The 19,918-nt window shown below is 61.9% G+C and carries 20 protein-coding genes; 10 read left to right on the top strand and 10 right to left on the bottom strand.

Annotated features, from left to right (window positions below; genetic code table 11):
* Positions 1–9 precede the first annotated feature (9 nt).
* The 7 genes from ACQ4W7_RS15990 (at position 10) to ACQ4W7_RS15960 (ending at position 8,893) form a co-directional block, all read left to right on the top strand.
* Positions 10–1,242, top strand: coding sequence for an FAD-dependent monooxygenase (locus ACQ4W7_RS15990; RefSeq protein ID WP_436531684.1), 1,233 nt, complete (start codon positions 10–12; stop codon positions 1,240–1,242).
* 172 nt (positions 1,243–1,414) lie between these two features.
* Positions 1,415–2,131, top strand: a complete 717-nt coding sequence (locus ACQ4W7_RS15985) for a DsbC family protein (RefSeq protein WP_426073171.1) — start codon at positions 1,415–1,417, stop codon at positions 2,129–2,131.
* A 132-nt stretch (positions 2,132–2,263) separates the two neighbouring features.
* Positions 2,264–2,722: a (2Fe-2S)-binding protein gene (locus ACQ4W7_RS15980; RefSeq protein ID WP_426073170.1), complete on the top strand. Its 459-nt coding sequence runs from the start codon at positions 2,264–2,266 to the stop codon at positions 2,720–2,722.
* 10 nt (positions 2,723–2,732) lie between these two features.
* The gene (locus ACQ4W7_RS15975; RefSeq protein ID WP_436531681.1) at positions 2,733–5,006 is read left to right on the top strand and encodes a xanthine dehydrogenase family protein molybdopterin-binding subunit; all 2,274 of its coding nucleotides are present in this window, start codon (positions 2,733–2,735) and stop codon (positions 5,004–5,006) included.
* A gap of 13 nt (positions 5,007–5,019) precedes the next feature.
* The gene (locus tag ACQ4W7_RS15970) at positions 5,020–5,628 is read left to right on the top strand and encodes a nucleotidyltransferase family protein (protein ID WP_436531679.1); all 609 of its coding nucleotides are present in this window, start codon (positions 5,020–5,022) and stop codon (positions 5,626–5,628) included.
* A gap of 27 nt (positions 5,629–5,655) precedes the next feature.
* Positions 5,656–7,503, top strand: a complete 1,848-nt coding sequence (locus ACQ4W7_RS15965; protein ID WP_436531677.1) for a M61 family metallopeptidase — start codon at positions 5,656–5,658, stop codon at positions 7,501–7,503.
* Between the two features lie 220 nt (positions 7,504–7,723).
* On the top strand, positions 7,724–8,893 hold the full coding sequence (locus tag ACQ4W7_RS15960) for a GGDEF domain-containing protein (protein ID WP_436531675.1): 1,170 nt from the start codon (positions 7,724–7,726) through the stop codon (positions 8,891–8,893).
* Here the strand turns inward: ACQ4W7_RS15960 and ACQ4W7_RS15955 are convergent.
* The 7 genes from ACQ4W7_RS15955 to rpe all read right to left on the bottom strand — a co-directional run bounded on the left by ACQ4W7_RS15955 (position 8,844) and on the right by rpe (position 14,989).
* A complete protein-coding gene (locus ACQ4W7_RS15955) occupies positions 8,844–9,317 on the bottom strand; it encodes a hypothetical protein (RefSeq protein WP_436531673.1) in 474 nt (157 codons plus the stop codon). The two genes, ACQ4W7_RS15960 and ACQ4W7_RS15955, sit on opposite strands and share 50 nt — an antisense overlap.
* 20 nt (positions 9,318–9,337) lie before the next feature.
* Positions 9,338–10,138 (bottom strand): indole-3-glycerol phosphate synthase TrpC, encoded by an 801-nt coding sequence (gene trpC / locus ACQ4W7_RS15950; RefSeq protein ID WP_436531671.1) that lies wholly within the window; start codon positions 10,136–10,138, stop codon positions 9,338–9,340.
* A gap of 34 nt (positions 10,139–10,172) precedes the next feature.
* On the bottom strand, positions 10,173–11,216 hold the full coding sequence (gene trpD / locus ACQ4W7_RS15945) for an anthranilate phosphoribosyltransferase (protein ID WP_219891412.1): 1,044 nt from the start codon (positions 11,214–11,216) through the stop codon (positions 10,173–10,175).
* Between the two features lie 65 nt (positions 11,217–11,281).
* On the bottom strand, positions 11,282–11,845 hold the full coding sequence (locus tag ACQ4W7_RS15940) for an aminodeoxychorismate/anthranilate synthase component II (protein ID WP_426073161.1): 564 nt from the start codon (positions 11,843–11,845) through the stop codon (positions 11,282–11,284).
* Position 11,846: 1 nt separating this feature from the next.
* A complete protein-coding gene (gene trpE / locus ACQ4W7_RS15935) occupies positions 11,847–13,343 on the bottom strand; it encodes an anthranilate synthase component I (RefSeq protein WP_436531668.1) in 1,497 nt (498 codons plus the stop codon).
* Between the two features lie 255 nt (positions 13,344–13,598).
* Entirely contained in the window at positions 13,599–14,315 is a 717-nt protein-coding gene (locus ACQ4W7_RS15930; RefSeq protein ID WP_436531666.1) for a phosphoglycolate phosphatase, read from the bottom strand.
* On the bottom strand, positions 14,315–14,989 hold the full coding sequence (gene rpe / locus ACQ4W7_RS15925) for a ribulose-phosphate 3-epimerase (protein ID WP_426073158.1): 675 nt from the start codon (positions 14,987–14,989) through the stop codon (positions 14,315–14,317). Before rpe ends, ACQ4W7_RS15930 begins: the two co-directional genes overlap by 1 nt.
* 159 nt (positions 14,990–15,148) lie before the next feature.
* Here rpe and apaG point away from each other — a divergent pair, with 159 nt between their 5' ends.
* The gene (gene apaG / locus ACQ4W7_RS15920) at positions 15,149–15,523 is read left to right on the top strand and encodes a Co2+/Mg2+ efflux facilitator ApaG/CorD (RefSeq protein WP_426073157.1); all 375 of its coding nucleotides are present in this window, start codon (positions 15,149–15,151) and stop codon (positions 15,521–15,523) included.
* Between the two features lie 25 nt (positions 15,524–15,548).
* Here apaG and ACQ4W7_RS15915 read toward each other — a convergent pair whose 3' ends face one another.
* A complete protein-coding gene (locus ACQ4W7_RS15915; protein ID WP_436531664.1) occupies positions 15,549–15,695 on the bottom strand; it encodes a hypothetical protein in 147 nt (48 codons plus the stop codon).
* 10 nt (positions 15,696–15,705) lie between these two features.
* Between ACQ4W7_RS15915 and mltA the strand changes: the two genes are divergently transcribed.
* Entirely contained in the window at positions 15,706–16,974 is a 1,269-nt protein-coding gene (mltA, locus tag ACQ4W7_RS15910; protein ID WP_495542744.1) for a murein transglycosylase A, read from the top strand.
* A 39-nt stretch (positions 16,975–17,013) separates the two neighbouring features.
* Here the strand turns inward: mltA and ACQ4W7_RS15905 are convergent, their stop codons facing one another.
* On the bottom strand, positions 17,014–17,451 hold the full coding sequence (locus ACQ4W7_RS15905) for a universal stress protein (protein ID WP_426073154.1): 438 nt from the start codon (positions 17,449–17,451) through the stop codon (positions 17,014–17,016).
* A gap of 137 nt (positions 17,452–17,588) precedes the next feature.
* Positions 17,589–18,890, bottom strand: a complete 1,302-nt coding sequence (locus ACQ4W7_RS15900; protein ID WP_436531661.1) for an MFS transporter — start codon at positions 18,888–18,890, stop codon at positions 17,589–17,591.
* Between the two features lie 76 nt (positions 18,891–18,966).
* Here ACQ4W7_RS15900 and ACQ4W7_RS15895 point away from each other — a divergent pair, with 76 nt between their 5' ends.
* A complete protein-coding gene (locus ACQ4W7_RS15895; RefSeq protein WP_426073152.1) occupies positions 18,967–19,743 on the top strand; it encodes an enoyl-CoA hydratase in 777 nt (258 codons plus the stop codon).
* Positions 19,744–19,918: the final 175 nt, after the last annotated feature.

Genomic DNA, 19,918 nt, shown 5'->3' with positions numbered 1-19,918 from the left:
AATGGCCGCATGAACAGTCCCACTCCCCCTACCATGCGGCGCTTCATGCATAGCCACAGCGACGTTTGCATCGTCGGCAACGGCGCCATCGCGAAAACCACGGCGCTGGCGTTTGCCCAGGCAGGACAAAGCGTCACCCTGTTATCCCCGGTCAGCCCTCCCGCGCCGGCCGCCAAGCCGGTCGAAGCCAGCTGGGATGTGCGCGTGTATGCGCTCAATCACACGGCGCACCAGTTGCTGTCGTCGCTGAAGGTATGGGGCGCGCTGCAGGCCGACAGGGTGGCGCCCGTCGACGCCATGCTGGTCAACGGCGACGGCGCGCAGGCGGGCGGACTCGGTTTCGACGCCTATGGCGCCCATGTGGGCACGCTGGCGTGGATCGTCGAAGACCGCAACCTGGGCCAGGCCCTGGACGCCGCCCTGAAGTTCGCGCCGAACGTCAACGTGGTGCAGGGCCGCGCCAGCCGCCTGGAATGGACGAATGAGTCGGCCATCGTGCACCTCGATGGCGGCGACAGCATCACCTGCGCGCTGGTGGTGGGCGCGGACGGCGCCCAGTCGTGGGTGCGCGGTCAGTGCGATATCGGACTCGATTACCGCTCGTATGGCCAGCGCGGCGTGGTCAGCAACTTCGCCTGCGAAAAGCCGCATCATGGCGCGGCCCACCAGTGGTTCACGGGCAGCCAAGGCATCGTCGCGCTGCTGCCGCTGCCGGGCGACCGCGTTTCGCTGGTCTGGTCGGCGCCCGATGCGCTGGCCGACACCTTGATGTCCGAATCGGCCGATGCCCTGGCCGCGCGCCTGGCCGCATATTGCCACGACAAACTGGGCAAACTGACGCCGTTGCAGCCGGAGCTGGTGCGCGCGTTTCCGCTGACCTTGATGCGCCCGCACGCCATGGTGGCGCCGCGCGTGGCTCTGGTGGGCGACGCCGCCCACGTGGTGCACCCGATGGCCGGTCACGGCATGAACCTGGGGTTTGCCGACGTGGCGCAGCTGGTCAAGACGATCAGCGAACGCGAGGCGCACCGCGGCATCGGCGACGAGCGCGTGCTGGCCCGCTATGCGCGCGCGCGCAAGGAAGACGTGCTGCTGATGCAACTGGCCACCGATGGCCTGGCGCGATTATTTGGCGCCGATCTGGAACCGCTGCGCGTGGTTCGCAATTTGGGATTAAACTTGCTGGATAAATTACCGGCCCTGAAGCGAAAAATGATTTCACACGCATTGGGACATCAGTAAGTCTTAAGCGTTGGGATATCAGCGAATCTTAAGATATCGCCGGATAATGGTAGCAGTGAAAATTCAAGGTCGCCGCAGCTGGTCTGCGGCGTTCGTTTTGTTAAAAAGATCGCCGCCGGACCAGATGCCAGTTCCGCCAGGCGTTTCAAGTGGAGAAGTGATAGTGATAAAAATGAGCAGAATCGCATTAGTGCTGGCCTCGGGCCTGATGATGTCGTGCGCCGGCGCGGAAACGCCAACGGAAGCGAGCATCAAAAAGCTGATCGAGCCGCGCCTGGGCGAAGGCGCCAAGGTCGATTCGGTCAAGGAAACCCCGTATGGCGGCCTGTACGAAGTGCGCACGGGTGGCGACATCCTGTACACGGACAAAGCCGCGCAATACCTGTTCGTCGGCCACGTCTTTGACGCCAAGACGTCGCAAGACCTGACCAAGGTGCGCCTGGACGAAGTCAATCGTATCAAGTTCTCCGACCTGCCGCTCGATTCGGCCATGAAAACCGTCAAGGGCAATGGCAAGCGCGTGATCGCCGTGTTCGAAGATCCGAACTGCGGTTATTGCAAGCGTTTCCGCCAGAACGCGCTGAAGGAAATCGACAACGTCACCGTCTACACCTTCATGTACAACATTTTGTCGCCCGATTCCATCGCCAAGTCGCGCAATGTCTGGTGCGCACCGGACCGCAATAAGGCCTGGGATGACTGGATGCTGAACGGCAAGGCGCCAGCTACGGTGGCCGCCACTTGCGCCAACCCGCATGAAAAAATCCTGGCTCTGGGCCAGCAGTTGCGCGTCTCGGGCACGCCGGCCATCTTCTTTGCCGACGGCAGCCGCATTCCGGGCGCAGTCGATGCGAAAACGCTGGAACAGAAATTCTCGACCATTAAGTAATCCGGGCTGTCGCCAGGAAGGCTGGACGGCGCGCCCTCGCAAGGCGCGCCTTTTTTTGCACTTTTTTCCGCTGTCGTATCATCAAGTGTTGTTTGTAAATGCCATAACAATCCAAAAAAGGGGAAGCAGCAGATGATTACCTTGAATATCAACGGACGCGACACGCAGGTCGACGCCGATCCTTCCACGCCCATCCTGTGGGCGTTGCGCGATAACCTGAACATGACGGGCACCAAATTCGGTTGCGGCGCGGCCCTGTGCGGCGCCTGCACGGTGCACCTCGACGGCCAGCCGATCCGCTCGTGCATTACGCCGATTTCCTCGGTCGGCGCACAAAAGATCACCACCATCGAGGCGATGGAAAACGATCAGGTGGGCAAGGCGGTGCAGGCGGCATGGGTGCGCCACGACGTGCCGCAATGCGGCTACTGTCAAAGCGGCCAGGTGATGAGCGCCACGGCGCTGCTGCGCACCAACAAGGCGCCCAGCGATGCCGAAATCGATGGCGCCATGAGCGGCAATATCTGCCGCTGCGGCACCTATCAACGGATCCGCGCGGCCATCAAGGACGCGGCCAAGACCCTGGCCTGAGGAGAACGACATGCGTATCGAATGGTTGAATCAGGAAGCATTGCAGCATGGCGGAGTGACCCTGGGCGCGGCGCTGGCATCGGCGCCGATGGCTGTGGTTGGCGCGGCCGATGGCGTGTCGCGGCGCGGTTTCATGAAGGCTGGCGCGGCGGCTGGTGGCGGCTTGATGCTGGGTTTTTTCCTGCCGGGCGCGGGCAAGCTGGCGATGGCGGCCGATAGCGCCCCCGCCAAGCCCGTATATGCGCCGAATGCCTTCCTTCACATCGCCCCCGATAACACGGTGACGGTACAGGTGAACCGGCTGGAATTTGGCCAGGGCGTGCAAACCAGCTTGCCCATGCTGATCGCCGAGGAACTCGACGCCGACTGGAGCCAGGTGCATGGCGCTCTGGCGCCGGCCGGGGAACAGTACAAGGATGCCGCCTACGGCATGCAGATGACGGGCGGCTCGGGCAGCATCGCCCATTCGTTTACGCAGTACCGCGAAATCGGCGCCAAGGCGCGCGCCATGCTGGTGGGCGCCGCCGCCGCGCAGTGGAAAGTCCATCCCGACCAGGTGCGCGCCGCCAAGGGCGTGCTGTATGGTCCTGGCGGACAAAAGGCGACGTATGGCGAACTTGCCGACGCGGCCATGCGTCAACCCGTGCCCACCACCGTCAAGCTGAAAGACCCGCGCGAATTTGTCATCATCGGTAAACCCGTGAAACGCCTGGACGCGGCAGCCAAATCCACTGGCAAGCAGCAGTTCGGCATCGACTTCAAACCGCCCGGCGCGAAAGTGGCCATGGTGGCCCGCCCGCCCGTGTTCGGCGCGAAGGTGGCGAAGTTCGACGCCAGCAAGGCCAAGGCCATCAAGGGGGTACTTGAGGTGCTGGAAGTGAAAACCGACCGTGGCGGCAGCGGTGTGGCCGTCATCGCCGACGGCTACTGGCCGGCCAAGCAGGGACGCGATGCGCTGGTGATCGAATGGAATAGCAGCGCCGTGGAAAAGGTCAGCAGCGACAAGCAACTGGCGGCCTTCAAGGCGCTGGCCAAAACGCCGGGCACGGTGGCGCGCGCATTCGATGTCTCCGCATTGTCCACGGCGCCGAAAAAGATCGAAGCCGTCTACGAATTCCCCTACCTGGCGCACGCGCCGATGGAGCCGCTCAATTGCGTCATCGACCTGCAGGCTGACAAATGCACGATGTGGGTAGGCTCGCAATTCCAGACGGGCGACCAGGCGGCCATCGCGGCTACCTCCGGCCTGAAACCCGGGCAGGTGACCCTGCATACGATGATGGCCGGCGGTGGCTTCGGCCGGCGCGCCGTGCCGTCGTCCGACTATGTGGTCGAAGCCGTCAACGTCGCCAAGGCGTACCTGGCTGCCGGCAAGAGCGGGCCGCTGAAACTGATGTGGAGCCGCGAGGATGACATCAAGGGTGGCTACTACCGGCCGTCGCATGTGCACCGCGCGCAGATTGGCCTCGACGCCAAGGGCAAGATACTCGCCTGGGACCATACCATCGTGGGTCAGTCCATCATGGCCGGCACGCCGTTCGAAGCCTTCATGGTGAAAAATGGCGTCGATGGCACCATGGTCGAAGGCATGGGCGAACCGTACACCGTGCCGATGAAGCTGTCCGTGCACACGGCCAAGGCGAACGTGCCCGTGCTGTGGTGGCGCTCCGTCGGCTCGACGCATACGGCCTTTGTCATGGAAACCCTGATTGACGAAGCGGCGCATGTGGCAAAGATGGACCCCGTCGCTTACCGCAAGCAGCTGATCGATGCCAAGCACACGCGCCATATCGCCGCGCTGGACCTGGCCGTGGCCAAGTCCGGCTATGGCAGGAAAAAGCTGCCGAAAGGGCAGGCCTGGGGCGTGGCCATGCATGAATCGTTCAATTCCGTAGTCGCCTACGTGGTGACGGCGTCGGTGGTGGAAGGCGCGCCCAGGCTGCACCAGGTCTGGGCGGGCGTGCATTGCAACCTGGCCGTCAATCCGCTGACGATCGAGGCGCAAGTGCAGGGCGCCGCGCTGATGGCGTTGGGCATGACCATTCCCGGCGCGGCCATCACGCTCAAGGATGGCGTGGTGGAGCAGCAGAACTTTGGCGACTACCCCGTGCCGCGCATGCCCGACATGCCGGTGATCGAGGTGCACCTGGTGCCGTCGGGCGACGCGCCCACGGGCATGGGCGAACCGGGCGTGCCGCCGCTGGCGCCCGCCTTCGCCAACGCGCTGTTCGCCCTGACGGGTAAACGCCTACGCAAGCTGCCGTTTGATTTGGCGGCCGCATGACGGCAGTGGTGTCTTGAGTACGGTCGGCATCTTGCTGGCAGCCGGAAGGGGACGCAGATTCGATCCTTCCGGCGTGCAGAATAAATTGATGCAGCCCTTGACGGAAGGTCCGCATGCGGGCTTGCCCGTGGTGGCGGCGGCGGCCAGGAACATGTTGGCGGCCTTGCCGCGCGTGCTTGTCGTGGTGCGTGCCGACGACACGCAGGTGGCGCGCGTGCTCGGCGCGCTGGGCTGCGAGGTGCGCGTCTGCCATGATGCCGACATGGGCATGGCCGCCTCGCTCACCTGCGCCATCGACTATGTGCGTGCCGCGCCGGGCTGGCTGATCGCGCTGGGCGACATGCCTAGTGTGGAACCGGCTACAATCGCCGCCTTGTCGCAAGCCATCGGCGATGGCGCGCGCATCGCCGTGCCCGTGTTCCAGGGGCGGCGCGGCAATCCTGTCGCCTTCAGCGCCTTTCACTTGCCGCTGCTGCTGGCGCTCGATGGCGACCAGGGCGCGCGCAGCATTGTCAACAGCCATGCCGTGTGCGACGTGACAGTGGACGACAGCGGCATCTTGCGCGATATTGATACACCTGACGATTTGTCGCCGGTGCATGGCGCGCCCGGGCGACTTTAGAACATCCATGCCAGACACGAGAAAAACATGAAAAAAGCTCCAATTAAAAAAAGCATCGCCAAGGTGCCCGCCGCCGGCATCATCTACAGCATCGCCGCGGCCGACTTGGCCGGTCATATGTTCAAAGTGACATTGACAGTCAAGTCGCCGGCCGCCATCGGCCAGGTCTTGTCCTTGCCGGCCTGGATCCCGGGCAGCTATATGATCCGTGAATTTTCGCGCAATATCGTCAGCATCCGCGCCGAGTCCGAGGGCAAGGCCGTGGCGCTGGCCAAGTTGGACAAGCATTCGTGGCAAGCCGCCCCATGCAAGGGGACCTTGACGGTCGAATACGACGTCTACGCCTGGGATTTATCCGTGCGCGCCGCGCACCTGGACCAGAACCACGGCTTCTTCAACGGCACCAGCGTGTTCCTGCGCGTGCTGGGCCAGGAATCCGATACGCACGAGGTGCATATCGTGCAGCCGAAGGATGCCGCTTGCAAGACATGGCGCGTGGCCACCACCCTGCCGGAACTTAACGCGAAGCGCTATGGTTTCGGCAGTTACCAGGCCGCCAATTACGATGAGTTGATCGACCACCCGGTGGAAATGGGCGACTTCGCGCTGGCCACCTTCAAGGCGCATGGCGTGCCGCACGATATCGTCGTCACGGGCAAGGTGCCAAACCTGGACCTGGTCCGTTTGTGCCGTGACCTGAAAGCCATCTGCGAAACGCAGATCGCCTTCTTTGAGCCGAAGACAAAAAAAGCGCCGATGGACCGCTATATGTTCATGACCATGGCCGTCGGCGACGGTTACGGCGGCCTCGAACACCGTGCCTCGACGGCGCTGATCTGCGCCCGTGCCGACTTGCCGACGACGGCGTCAAACAGCACCGAGATCGGCGACGGCTACCTGAAATTCCTGGGCTTGTGCAGCCATGAGTATTTCCACACCTGGAACGTCAAGCGCATCAAGCCGGCCGCCTTTGCGCCGTACAACCTGCAGGCGGAAAGCTATTCGCCGCTGTTGTGGCTCTTCGAAGGCTTCACCAGCTATTACGATGACCTGATGCTGGTGCGCGCCGGCCTGATCGACGAGGCAGCCTATTTCAAGCTGCTGGGCAAGACCGTCAACAGCGTGCTGCGCGGTAGCGGTCGCAGCAAGCAAAGCGTGGCCGATTCCAGCTTCGACGCCTGGGGCAAGTACTATCGCCAGGATGAAAACGCGCCGAACGCCATCGTCAGCTACTACACCAAGGGTTCGCTGATCGCGCTGGCCTTCGACCTGACGCTGCGCACCAAGACGAATGGCGAGCAATCGCTGGACGACGTGATGCAGGCACTGTGGCAGCGCTATGGCCGCGATTTTTACAATGGCAAAGGAGAAGGTAAAGGCCGCGGCGTGACGCCGGCCGAAGTCGAAGCCTTGTTCGATGAGATCTCCGGCACGCGCATGAAGTCGTTCTTCGAGCGCTACATCCGCGGCACGGACGACGTGCCGCTGGCGCGTCTGCTGGCGCCATTCGGCGTGAAGTACAGCGACCAGCGCAAGGCGGAAAAGCCCAGCCTGGACGTCAACCTGGGCCGAGACGGCAACGATGCCAGGCTGGCGCAGGTACACCAGGGCGGCGCCGCCCATGCGGCAGGCCTGTCGGCAGGCGACGTGCTGGTGGCCATCGATGGCTTGCGCGTGACGGGCAACCCGGCCAACCTGGACACCTTGCTGGGCCGTTACGCCGTCGGCGCCAAGGTGGCCATCCACGCCTTTCGCCGCGATGAGCTGATGACGTTTACTACCGTATTGCAGGGCGACCGCGTGCCTGGCGTCAGCCTGGCGTTGTTGCCGGCGCCAAAGAAAGCCACGGGGCCGAAGCGTCCTAGCGCGGCATGATGTTGTTTGTCATGCAGTAAGACAGAAAACCGGCCGTCACTGGCCGGTTTTTCATTTCAAGCAGTAATTTCTCAGATGCAACTCATCCGCCAGCACTGGTGGATTGCCATCATATTTACTGCAAATGAACTAATTTTTCTTTAACTAAACTAGAATTGCCGAACTGTTTCTTTTAGATCGCGCCAACGTGCAAACTCTCGATCCACGAACGATTATGTTGATGACGACCCTGATGTGCGGGGCGATGAGCATCGTCATGTTCTCGGTCTATCGCAGTTTTCGGCGCGAGGTGCATGGCCTGGGACATTGGGCGGCCGGTTTGCTGTTGCTGGTGTGCGCGTCCATGCTGTTCGGTACACGCGAGATGCTGCCGCCGGCATTGTCCCTGATCACGGCCAATGCGGCACTGGTGGCCGGCATCGGCCTGTCGATGCTGGGTACAGAGAAATTCTTTGGACTGGCGACGAGTCGCCGCGCCTATCTGCTGATACTTGTTCTGGCCATCGCTGGCAGCAGCTGGTGGTTGCTGGTGCACCCCGATTTCTCGGCGCGCGTGGCGGTCTTCTCCCTGCTGGTCTTCCTGTTTTATGCGCGGCAGGTGCAGCTGGTATGGCGCTACGGCGAGCGCCATTTTTCGAGTTTTTTCTTTGGTGCGCTGATGCTGCTGCAAGCTGTTGTGGTGCTGGTGCGTGGCGTGTCGGCGTTGCTGCATGGCGGCGCCAGCGTGAACCTGTCGGTGAGCGGTACGCCGGCCGGCATCTATCTGGCGGTCGCCAATTTCATGGCGCTGCTGCTGACGGTAGGCTTCATGACGGTGGCGACGCGCCGCCTGCAACAAATACTGGAGCGCCGCTCGACCCACGATCCGCTGACGCAGGTGCTGAACCGGCGCGGCTTTGGCGATGCTTATGCGCGCGAAATAGATAATCTGCGCCGCCGCCGTTTGCCGCTGACACTGCTCAGCATCGACCTCGATTACTTCAAATCGATCAATGACCGCTATGGTCACGCGGTGGGGGACCAGGTGCTGGCGCATGTGGCCACCGTTATCAAAGGTGCCCTGCGCGAATCGGATTGCGTGGCGCGTTTCGGCGGCGAGGAGTTCGTCGTGCTGATGCCGGACATGCCTGCGCAAAGTGCGTTGGGCGTGGCCGAACGCATTCGCGCCTTGCTGCGCGAGTCCAGTCATACGGGGTTGCCATCGTGTACGGTCAGCATTGGCGTCGCTTGCCAGGCATCGGTGGTGGAGGGGCTGGAACAGTTGCTGTCGCGCGCCGATGCTGCCCTGTACCTGGCCAAGGAGCGGGGACGCGACCGCATCGAACTCGATGCTTGCGCGTTTACTGAGGACCGGACAAGGTGCGTAACTGGAATCGGTACTGGTCGTTGAACAGGAAGGTTTCGGAGAAATCGAAGGTCCGTGCGTGGCGGCGCATCAGGTGTCCCGCCGGCGGAAAGAACGCTGGCACGCGCCGCACGGCAGCCAGCGCCGCGGCCGATGCTTCGCTGTCGCGCGAACGGTGGACATGCACGCTTTTCAGTTCGCCGTCGGGACCCACGCTCAGGTCGAGCACGACGATGGCCGGCAACATGGGCGGCAGGCGCCCGTTGAACGTGTATTCCCCGTTGGCCGCCATGATCTGCTGCGCCACCAGCGACTTGTAAGCGTCGATGCTGGCGGCGAGCTGTATCGCGGCCGGCGTGCGAGGGGGCGTGCGCTCCACAGGCAAGGGCATGCGCCCCGCTGGCGGGGATGCATTCTGGCAAGCCGACAGCAGGACAGTGGCGGCAAGGATGGTGATCGCGTGTCTCATGTCTGCCAGACTACCACGGTTTAACTGAACAGGCGCTCCAGCTCCACGCCGGGGTCCGGCGCGCGCATGAACGCTTCGCCCACGAGGAAGCTGTGGATGTGCGCATCGCGCATGCGTTGCACGTCGGCCGTGCTGTGGATGCCCGATTCCGTGATGATCAATTTGTCTTGCGGGATACGCGGTAACAGGTTGATGGTCGTGTCGAGCGACGTTTCGAAGGTGCGCAGGTTGCGGTTGTTGATGCCGATCAGCGCGCTCTTGAGCTTGAGCGCCGCCGTCAGTTCTTCGCCGTCGTGGCTTTCGATCAGCACGCCCATGCCCAGTTCGTGGGCACACGCTTCCATCTCGGCCATCAGGCCATGGTCGAGCGCCGCGACGATCAGGAGGATGCAGTCGGCGCCCATGGCGCGCGCTTCATAGATCTGGTACATGTCGACCATGAAATCCTTGCGCAGCACGGGGATGGCGCAGGCGGCACGCGCCTGCTGCAGATATGCCACGGATCCCTGGAAGAACTGTTCGTCCGTCAGCACGGACAGGCAAGCCGCGCCATGCGCCGCATAGCTGGCGGCGATATCAAACGGGCGGAAGTCGGCGCGGATCACGCCTTTCGATGGCGATGCCTTTTTTACTTCGGCGATGATGCCAGGCTTGCCGGCGGCGATATGCTGGCGCAGGCTTGCCTCGAAACCGCGCAGGCCGGCGCGCAGGGCGTTGTCGCTTTCCACGTCGTTGCGCAGGCTGGCCAGGCTGCGGTGGGCTTTGGCCTTCGCCACTTCATCGGCCTTCACGGCCAGGATTTTATCGAGTATGTCGGACATGATGGTCGCTATTCTATAAAGGAGGGCGGGGAACTTACGCTTGCGCCGGGGTGCCCAGCTGCTGCGTCACCTGCACGAATTGTTCCAGTTTTGCCAGGGCGGCTCCCGAGCTGACGGCGGTGCGCGCACGCGCCAGGCCGTCTTCAATCGAGCTGGCCACGCCAGCCGCATACAGCGCCGTGCCCGCGTTCAGGGCGACGATGTCGGCGGCAGCACCCGGTTCGCCGCGCAGCGCTTCCATCATCTTCGCCTTTGACTCGATGGAGTCGGCCACCTTCAGATTGCGGCTGGCGATCATCGACATGCCGAAGTCTTCGGGATGGATTTCATATTCACGGATTTCGCCGTTAATCAGTTCACCGACCATGGTGGCCGCGCCCAGCGATACTTCATCCATATTGTCGCGGCCATACACGACGATGGCATGCTGCGCGCCCAGGCGCTGCAGCACGCGTACCTGGATGCCGACCAAGTCGGCGTGGAACACGCCCATCAGAATGTTGGGCGCGCCGGCCGGATTGGTCAGCGGACCGAGGATGTTGAATATCGTGCGCACGCCCAGCTCCTTGCGCACGGGCGCCGCATGCTTCATGGCCGCGTGGTGGTTGGGCGCGTACATGAAACCGATGCCCGTCTGCGCGATCGACTGGGCGATCTGCTCGGGTTGCAGGTTGATGTTGACGCCCAGGGAGTCCAGCACGTCGGCGCTGCCGGACGATGACGAGACGCTGCGTCCACCATGTTTGGCCACGCGCGCGCCGGCTGCCGCCGCCACGAACATCGAGGCGGTGGAGATATTGAAAGTGTGCGCGCCGTCGCCGCCCGTGCCCACGATGTCGAGCAGGTTGGTGGTGTCGGCCATGGGCACCTTGGTGGAAAACTCGCGCATCACTTGCGCGGCGGCGGCGATTTCGCCGATGGTTTCCTTTTTCACGCGCAAGCCCATGGTCAGCGCTGCGATCATGGTGGGCGACATTTCGCCGGACATGATCTGGCGGAACAGGTACAGCATTTCGTCGTGAAATATTTCGCGGTGTTCGATGCAGCGCAGCAGGGCTTCTTGTGGGGTGATCGGCATGATGCTTCCTTCTTCAATGATGGCGCAGGAGGACACTGATGGCACGCCGTGGCGTGCGCATGGAATCAGCGCTCGAGGAAATTCTTCAGCAGGGCGTGGCCGTGCTCCGAGAGGATCGATTCGGGGTGGAACTGCACCCCCTCGATATCGTATTCCCGGTGGCGCACGCCCATGATTTCGCCGTCGTCCGTCCACGCCGTCACTTCCAGGCAGGAAGGCAGCGAGGCGCGTTCGATCGCCAAAGAGTGGTAGCGGATCACTGTGAAGGGGCTGGGCAAGCCTTTGAAAACGCCCACGCCCGTATGCGCGATAAGGGAAGTCTTGCCATGCATGACTTGCTTGGCGCGGATGACCTTGCCGCCAAACGCCTCGCCGATGGCCTGGTGGCCCAGGCACACGCCCAGTATCGGCTTCTTGCCGGCGAAGTGTTTCAGCACGTCGACCGAAATGCCCGCCTGCTTTGGTGCTTTCGGGCCGGGCGAGATGCAGATGCGGTCCGGATTCAGCGCTTCGATCTGTTCGATCGTGATTTCATCGTTGCGGTAGACCCGCACGTCTTCACCCAACTCGCCGAAATACTGCACGATGTTGTAGGTGAAGGAGTCATAGTTGTCGATCATTAGCAGCATCTTAAAACTCCCCATCCAGGCCATCTTGCACTTGTTCGGCGGCGCGCAGTACGGCGCGCGCCTTGTTTTCAGTTTCCTGCCATTCCATTTCGGGGATCGAGTCGGCCACGATGCCGGCCGCGGCCTGCACGTACAACATGCCGTCCTTGATCACGCCTGTGCGGATGGCGATCGCCACATCCATTTCGCCGCCAAACGACAGGTAGCCGCAGGCGCCGCCATAGATGCCGCGCTTGGTGATTTCCAGCTCGTCGATCACTTCCATGGCGCGCACTTTCGGCGCGCCCGTCAGGGTGCCGGCGGGGAAGGTGGCGCGCAGCACGTCCAGGTTCGACAAGCCGTCTTTCAAGGTGCCTTCCACGTTCGAGACGATGTGCTGCACGTGCGAGTATTTTTCGATGACCATGCGGTCGGTGACGTGCACGCTGCCCGTTTCGGCGATGCGGCCGATGTCGTTGCGGGCCAGGTCGATCAGCATCACGTGCTCGGCGATTTCTTTCGGGTCGGCCAGCAGTTCCCTGGACAATTCAGCGTCGCGTTCCGGGGTGGCGCCGCGCGGACGCGTGCCGGCGATGGGACGCAGCGTGACTTTTTTCCCGCCGTCCGTCGTCGTCTCGTTGCGCACCAAAATTTCGGGCGAGGCGCCGATGATCTGCATGTCGCCGAAATTATAGAAGTACATGTAGGGCGACGGATTGAGCGAACGCAGGGCGCGGTACAGGGTCAGCGGCGAATCGACATACGGTTTGCGGATACGCTGGCCGATCTGCACTTGCATCAAGTCGCCGGCCATCACGTATTCATGCGCCTTGGCGACCGCCTTCAGATAGTCTTCCTTGGAAAAGTCACGGATGGTTTCCGTGCGCACGGAGGCACTGGTGACCGGCGCATCGACGCCGCGGCGCAGCATCATGCGCAAGTCCTTCAGGCGCTGGCGCGCTTTCGAGAACGACTCGGGCTGCGTGGTGTCGGCATACACGATCAGGTACAACTTGCCGGACAGGTTGTCGATGACGGCCAGTTCCTCTGTCACCATCAACTGAATGTCGGGCAGGTTCAAATCATCTTTCGGTGCGCCACCGGCCAGTTTTTTCTCGATGTGGCGCACGGTGTCGTAGCCGAAGTAGCCGGCCAGGCCGCCGCAAAAGCGCGGCATGCCGGGGCGTAGGGCCACCTTGAAGCGCGACTGGTACTGTTCGATGAAGTCGAGCGGATTGCCTTCGTGCTCTTCGATCACGGCGCCGTTCTTGACGATCTCTGTGCGGTTACCATGGCTGCGCAAGACGGTGGTGGCGGGCAAGCCGATGAAGGAATAGCGGCCGAAGCGCTCGCCGCCGACGACGGATTCGAGCAAGAAAGTGTTCTTGCCGCCTTGCTGGGTCTGCGCCAGTTTCAGGTACAGCGTGAGCGGGGTTTCCAGGTCGGCAAAAGCCTCCGCAATCAGGGGGATGCGGTTGTAGCCTTGCTGGGCCAGCGATTTGAATTCGAGTTCGGTCATGTGTCTCTCCATGCCGCCAGGGTACGCGTGTGCGTCGTGCTTACAAAGCACAAACCCTGCGGTGGGTTATCAAAAAACCTGCCGGTGCATACAGCACGCACATGCGCGCCTGCCGCCGACAGCAATCTTACACGGCTCGGCCCTTAGGCCTGCCAGGATTGCCAGCGTCGCCAAAGCCAGGCCTCAATCGAGCCGGTTTGGGTGACATTGTGTTTTTTGATGAGAAACGTGTTCACGATATGGTGTTGGGGTTGGTCAGTATGCTGGTCTGTTGTGCATGCTAATAAAATTGGCCGCTTCGAGCAGCGTATTGACTATACCATCGGAATCGGTGTCGTGTATAGAGTGTCCGTGGTTGTAACCATACGGTACCGTCAAGACAGGGCAAGCCGCAGCCCGTGCCGCTTGCGCGTCATTCGAAGAGTCGCCGATGGCCACCACTTTGGCTGGCGCCAGGTCGAAGTCCGCACACACTTGCAGCAGTGGCATGGGGTGGGGTTTTTTCTTCGGCAGCGAATCGCCGCCGTAGACGATCTCGAAATACTGTGCCAGGTTTTTCTGCTTTAGCAGGGGCAGGGCGAAGGCGATCGGCTTGTTGGTGACGCAGGCCAGGCGCAAGCCCGCCGCCTTCATTGCCGCCAGCCCAGCTTCCACGTCCTGATACAGGGTGCTGAACTGGCCATTGATGGCCAGGTAGTGGCGCTGGTAAGCCTCCATCGCCTGCTCAAAACGCTGCTCCACGCCGGCCGCATCGAAGTCGAGCGCGAGCACGGTGCGGATCAGGTTTTCCGAGCCCTTGCCGACCATCAGCTTGATGGCCTCGGCGCTGATGGGTGCCAGATTCAATTCGGCGCGCATGCCATTGATGGCGACATGAAAATCGGGCACGGTGTCGAGCATCGTGCCATCGAGGTCGATGATGGCGGCGCGCACGCCGGCCAGTACGTGGTCTTTCACCGTGCCCGGCTGCATCAGTTGCCCACCGTTTTGGCTAATTCGGCGCGCATGGCGTCGATCACGGCCTTGTAGTCCGGCTTGCCGAAGATGGCCGAGCCGGCGACGAAGGTGTCGGCACCGGCGGCAGCGGCGGCGGCGATGTTGTCGATCTTGATGCCGCCATCGACTTCCAGCATGATGTCACGGCCCGATTCGTCGATCATGCGGCGCGCTTCGGCGATTTTCTTGAGCGTATGCGCAATGAAGGACTGGCCGCCAAAGCCCGGATTGACCGACATGATCAGGATGATGTCGATCTTGTCCATCACGTGTTCCAGGAAGTGCAGCGGCGTGCCCGGGTTGAACACCAGGCCCGATTTGCAGCCATTGTCGCGGATCAGCTGCAAGGAACGGTCAACGTGATCCGACGCTTCCGGGTGGAAGGTGATGATGTTCGCGCCAGCCTTGGCGAAATCCGGGATAATGCGATCAACAGGCTTGACCATCAGATGCACATCGATGGGTACTTGCACGTGCGGGCGAATCGCTTCGCACACCAGCGGGCCGATGGTCAGGTTCGGCACATAATGGTTATCCATCACGTCGAAGTGGATGATGTCGGCGCCGGCGGTAACGACGTTGCGCACCTCTTCGCCCAGGCGGGCAAAGTCGGCGGACAGGATGCTGGGAGCGATACGGAATGTTGTCATGGTGGCTAAGGGCTAAGAGTAGAAAATGCGAAGATGCGCTATTTTACGCTTGACGCCGTTACCATGCCTTACTGGAACGCAGAATACACGGCGCGCGATGGCCAAGGCGGCGCGCGCGACACACAATATACGACTGGCAATGTCTGAATAGGAATAACGATGGCGACTTATGAATTTACGGTAACGGTTAAGACGCAATATCTGCCCGAGCAATCGGCACCGGACGAGGGGCGGCATGTGTTCAGCTACACGATTCGCGTCGTCAACACGGGCACGGCCGGTGCGCAACTGATTTCGCGCCACTGGGTCATCACGGATGCGAACAACAAGGTGGAAGAGGTGCGCGGCCTGGGCGCCGTCGGCCACCAGCCGCTGCTGCAGCCGGGCGAGCAATTCGAATACACAAGCGGCACCATGCTGGGCACGCCGCAAGGCTCGATGCACGGCGAATACTTTTGCGTGGCTGAAGATGGCCATCAGTTCGAAGCGCCGATTCCCGAGTTCGTGCTGTCGGTGCCGCGTACCCTGCACTGACGTGACGCCGGGGGCTTGTGCCCCCTTACTTCAATTTTTCGGTGCTGTCCTGTTCTTTGCTGAGCTGCTTGCGCGCCGGTGGCGCGGGCTTTTTGCCCGAATACATGGTCCACCAGACTATAAATGCCAGCAAGAAGAACGCCACCAGCGCCTCTATAATCAAGATCCACATACGCACTCCTATGTTATTTACCCGCAGCTTAGTATTTACCCGCCGTCTGTTGACACGCGGTAGTCTACCCGTTTCAGTCGGCGCCGTCGCGCTTGCGCTTTCCGCCTGTACCACGCCGCCGGCAGCGCCGGTCACCGCGACTGGCAAGGCGCCGGCCATCGCTCCGACCGTCGTCAAGCCGGTGCCGGCCAAGCCGGCCGATGCCAGGGATATCACGGATGCGGCAGCGCCCACCTTCGTACCCGCCAAATTTGCCGCCTTGCCTGGCTGGGGCCGCGATGACATGCGCGCCGCCTGGCCAGCGTTCATGGCTTCGTGCGGCGTGCTGGTGAAACGTCCGGATTGGAAAGAATCATGCACGATAGCGCGTCAGGTGAATGCCGACAGCGACAAGGCCATCCGCCTGTTCTTCGAGACTTTCTTTGTGCCCAATCAAGTCATCACTGCCGATGGCGTCAGTACTGGCCTCGTCACGGGCTACTATGAGCCACTGCTGCACGGCGCGCGCAAGCGCGGCGGTCCATACCAGACGCCGCTGTACAAGGTGCCGGACGATCTCGTGTCCGTCGACCTGGCTGGCGTGTACCCAGAACTGAAAAACATGCGTTTACGGGGCAAGCTGGTCGGCAAGAAGGTGATCCCGTATGCGACCCGCGCCGACATCGAGCGTGCCACGGCCGTCACGGGCAAGGAATTGCTGTGGGTGGATGACGAAGTCGAGGCCTTCTTCCTGCAAGTGCAGGGTTCCGGGCGCGTGCAGCTGACCGATACGCAGGAAACCGTGCGCGTGGCATACGCTGACCAGAATGGCCACCCATACAAATCGATCGGCCGCTACCTGGTCGACAAGGGGGAGCTGACCCTGAGCCAGGCGTCCGCGCAGGGCATCAAGGCGTGGATCGCCGGCCATCCCACGCGCAAGGATGAATTGTTCAACGCCAACCCGAGCTATGTCTTCTTCAAGGAGGAGCGTTTGCCCGATCCGAAAGTGGGGCCGAAAGGCGCATTGGGCGTGCCGCTGACGCCGCAACGCTCGGTGGCCATCGATTCGCGTTTCCTGCCGCTGGGTGCGCCCGTGTTCCTGTCCACCACGCAAGCCAATAGCGAGATTCCCATGCAGCGCCTGGTGATGGCGCAAGATACGGGCGGAGCCATTCGCGGGCCCATCCGGGTCGATTACTTCTTTGGTTTTGGTGCGGAAGCGGCGGAGAATGCGGGCCGCATGAAGCAGAGCGGCGCCGTGTGGGTATTGCTGCCGAAACAGGCGCCGGCGCGCTGAGTTTCTCGCGGCGCCGGGCGGGGATGCGCTAACGCAAGGTTAGCGCAAGACCATGACTGGCAGCTGGGTATGCGCCAGTACTTTTTGCGTTTCGCTGCCCACGAACAGCTTGTTCAAGCCTTTGCGGCCATGCGAGGCCATCAGGATGATGTCGCAATGGTAGGTTTGCGCCGCATTGACGATTTCCTCGTGCGGGCTGGGCGAGACGGCGACCACGCCTTCGAAGGGCACGCCGACGGCGCGCGCCGCTTCACCGATCTTGTCGACAGCGCGTTGCGATGCTTCCTGCATTTGTTGTTCGTACAAACCGGCGTCGAGCACGATGCCGCCATCGGCCATCGGCGAGAACGGGAAGGGCTGCACCACGCTGAGGGCGACCAGCTTGGCCTTGTTCAATTGAGCGAAGGCGAGAGCCGTCTCGGCCGCTTTGTCGGACAGCGGCGAGCCGTCGGTGGGAAATAAAATGGTGTTAAACATGACGTGCTCCTAGAGTGATGTAAGACAGCTTATGGATTTACATCAACTAAAACCTTGATGTAAATCAAACCTCACAGGCTTTGGCATGAATAGTGTCGCCAAGGCAATCTTTCAGCAGTGTATGCCCGTTTATCGCTTCAGGTGCGCACGCTACGCAGCGGCGTGCCCCACACCATGGCGACGGTCAACAAGATACTGCCCGCCGCGATGCAGGCCAGGCCATTGCGCACGCCAAAGTGTTCCGCTACCCAGCCGGCGGCCAGCGCGCCCAGCGGCGCCGTCGCCACCGTCAGGAAGCGCATGGTCGAGGTCATGCGGCCCAGCATGGGGTCGGGTGTGACTTTCTGGCGCAGGCCCAGGTAGGGAATAAAAAACAGCATCACGCCGCAATCGAAAAAGAACATCAGCACGGCATACGCCACGGCGCTGGCGACCGCGCTGCCGAACAGCGCAGCGGGGATGGTGGGCGTCATGGCAAAGCACACGGAGGTGGACGCCAGTCCGATGAGGATGGTGCGGCCGGCACCATAGCGGCGCGTCAGCGGCTTGACGATGAAGGCGCTGAGCAATACGCCGGCGCCGCCCAGCATCTGTGTCATGCCCAGCACGCCGGGGCTCATGCCCAGGTCGCGCGTGGCGAACAGCACCGTCAAGGCCATGCTGGCGTAAAACAGGAAGTGCCAGATGCCGGCACCCCATGCCAGCGCGCGCAGCAGCGGTTCACGCCAGACAAACAGCAAGCCGTCAGCGATGTCGCGCAGGGCGTGCTTGTCTGACGGCGCAGGCCGTGGATCGCGTACGCTCATGGCACGCAAATTGAAGACGGAAACCAGATAGCCGCAGGCCGTGCACAGGATGGCGACGGGCGCTGACAAAACTTGCACCAGCACGCCGGCCAGGCCTGGGCCGATTAGGCGCGAAGCCGATTCAGTGGCGGCAAATTTCGACTGTGCATCGATCAAGCCATCGCGGCCCACCAAAAAGGTCAGGAAAACCTGTTCGGCGCCGCCGCCGACGACAAAACCTGTGCCGATGATGAATCCTACTATATATAACCACGGCATCGACAGTACGCCGCACCAGTAGGCGACGGCCACGCTGGCCAAGGCCAGGCCCGACATGCTTTCGCTGAAGAGCATGATCGGGTGCTTGCTGCGCCGGTCCAGCAGCACGCCGACTGGCAAGCCGAAGAGGGCGAACGGCAGCGCCTGCAGGGCAACGAGCACGCCCATCTGTTCCGGCGTCGCATGCAGCAAGAGTACCGCACACAGGGGCAGGGCCAGCGAGGTGATCTGGGCGCCAAAGCAATTGAGGCCGTTGCTGAACCACAGGCGGCGAAAATTGACGCTGGCGGCGCTGCCGTCACCGCGCAGGTAGTGGGTGCAGTACTGAAAGAAGGAGGAGAAAATACGCTGCTCGATAAAGGTGATCGGGCTCACAATAATAGCAGCGCACCTGTCGCGCCGCTGCCGTTAGCCGCTACAATCGTCACACCGTTCATCCAGAGGAGACACTATGCAATACGAAGATCTGATCATCGACATCCAGGACAAAGTGGCGATCATCCGCCTGAATCGCCCGAAGGCCTTGAACGCTTTGAATGACAATATGATGAATGAGTTGGGCGACGCCCTGCTCAAATTCGACGCCGATGACAATATCGGCTGTATCGTGCTCACGGGCAGCGAAAAAGCGTTTGCCGCCGGCGCCGATATTGCCGCCATGGCCGATTACACTTATCCCGATACCTTTACCCAGGGTTATATCAGCCGCAACTGGGAGCATATCTTGCGCGTACGCAAACCGGTGGTGGGCGCAGTGGCTGGCTACGCGCTTGGTGGCGGCTGCGAATTGGCCATGATGTGTGATTTCCTGATCGCTGCTGACAGCGCCAAATTTGGCCAGCCGGAAATCAAGGTCGGCGTCACGCCAGGGGCGGGCGGTACGCAGCGTCTGCCGCGCGCCATCGGCAAGGCCAAGGCCATGGACCTGTTGCTGACGGCGCGCACCATCGACGCCGCCGAGGCGGAACGCATCGGCCTGGTATCGCGCGTGGTGCCGGCCGATAAATTGCTGGAAGAAACCCTGGCCGCCGCCAAGACTATCGCGGCCATGCCGACCTCGGTGGCCATGATGATCAAGGATTGCGTCAACCGCGCCTTTGAAACCACCTTGACCGACGGCGTCGCCTACGAGCGCCGTTTGTTCCAGGCCGCCTTCGGCACCCCTGCTCAAAAAGAAGGCATGCACGCTTTCCTGGAAAAGCGCTTGCCAAACTTCGATGGTCTTTGATATGATTCGCCTCCCCGATGAGACGCACTAGTTTGCGGCACAAAAGGGACAGCCTTCAGGGGCTGGGCAGTAAAAGAAGGAGTTGACGATTGTGCTGAAATGCTTCATACTCTTCCTTCTTCGCAGCTGACAAACACAACGCTTTGTCGATAGCGCGAGAGTAGTAAATAAGCAG

The organism is Janthinobacterium algoris, assembly GCF_051380935.1.
In the GTDB taxonomy this organism is placed as follows: Bacteria; Pseudomonadota; Gammaproteobacteria; order Burkholderiales; family Burkholderiaceae_D; genus Janthinobacterium.
Note: the sequence above shows the minus strand (reverse complement) of the source record. Positions and strands in the feature narration are given on the sequence as shown.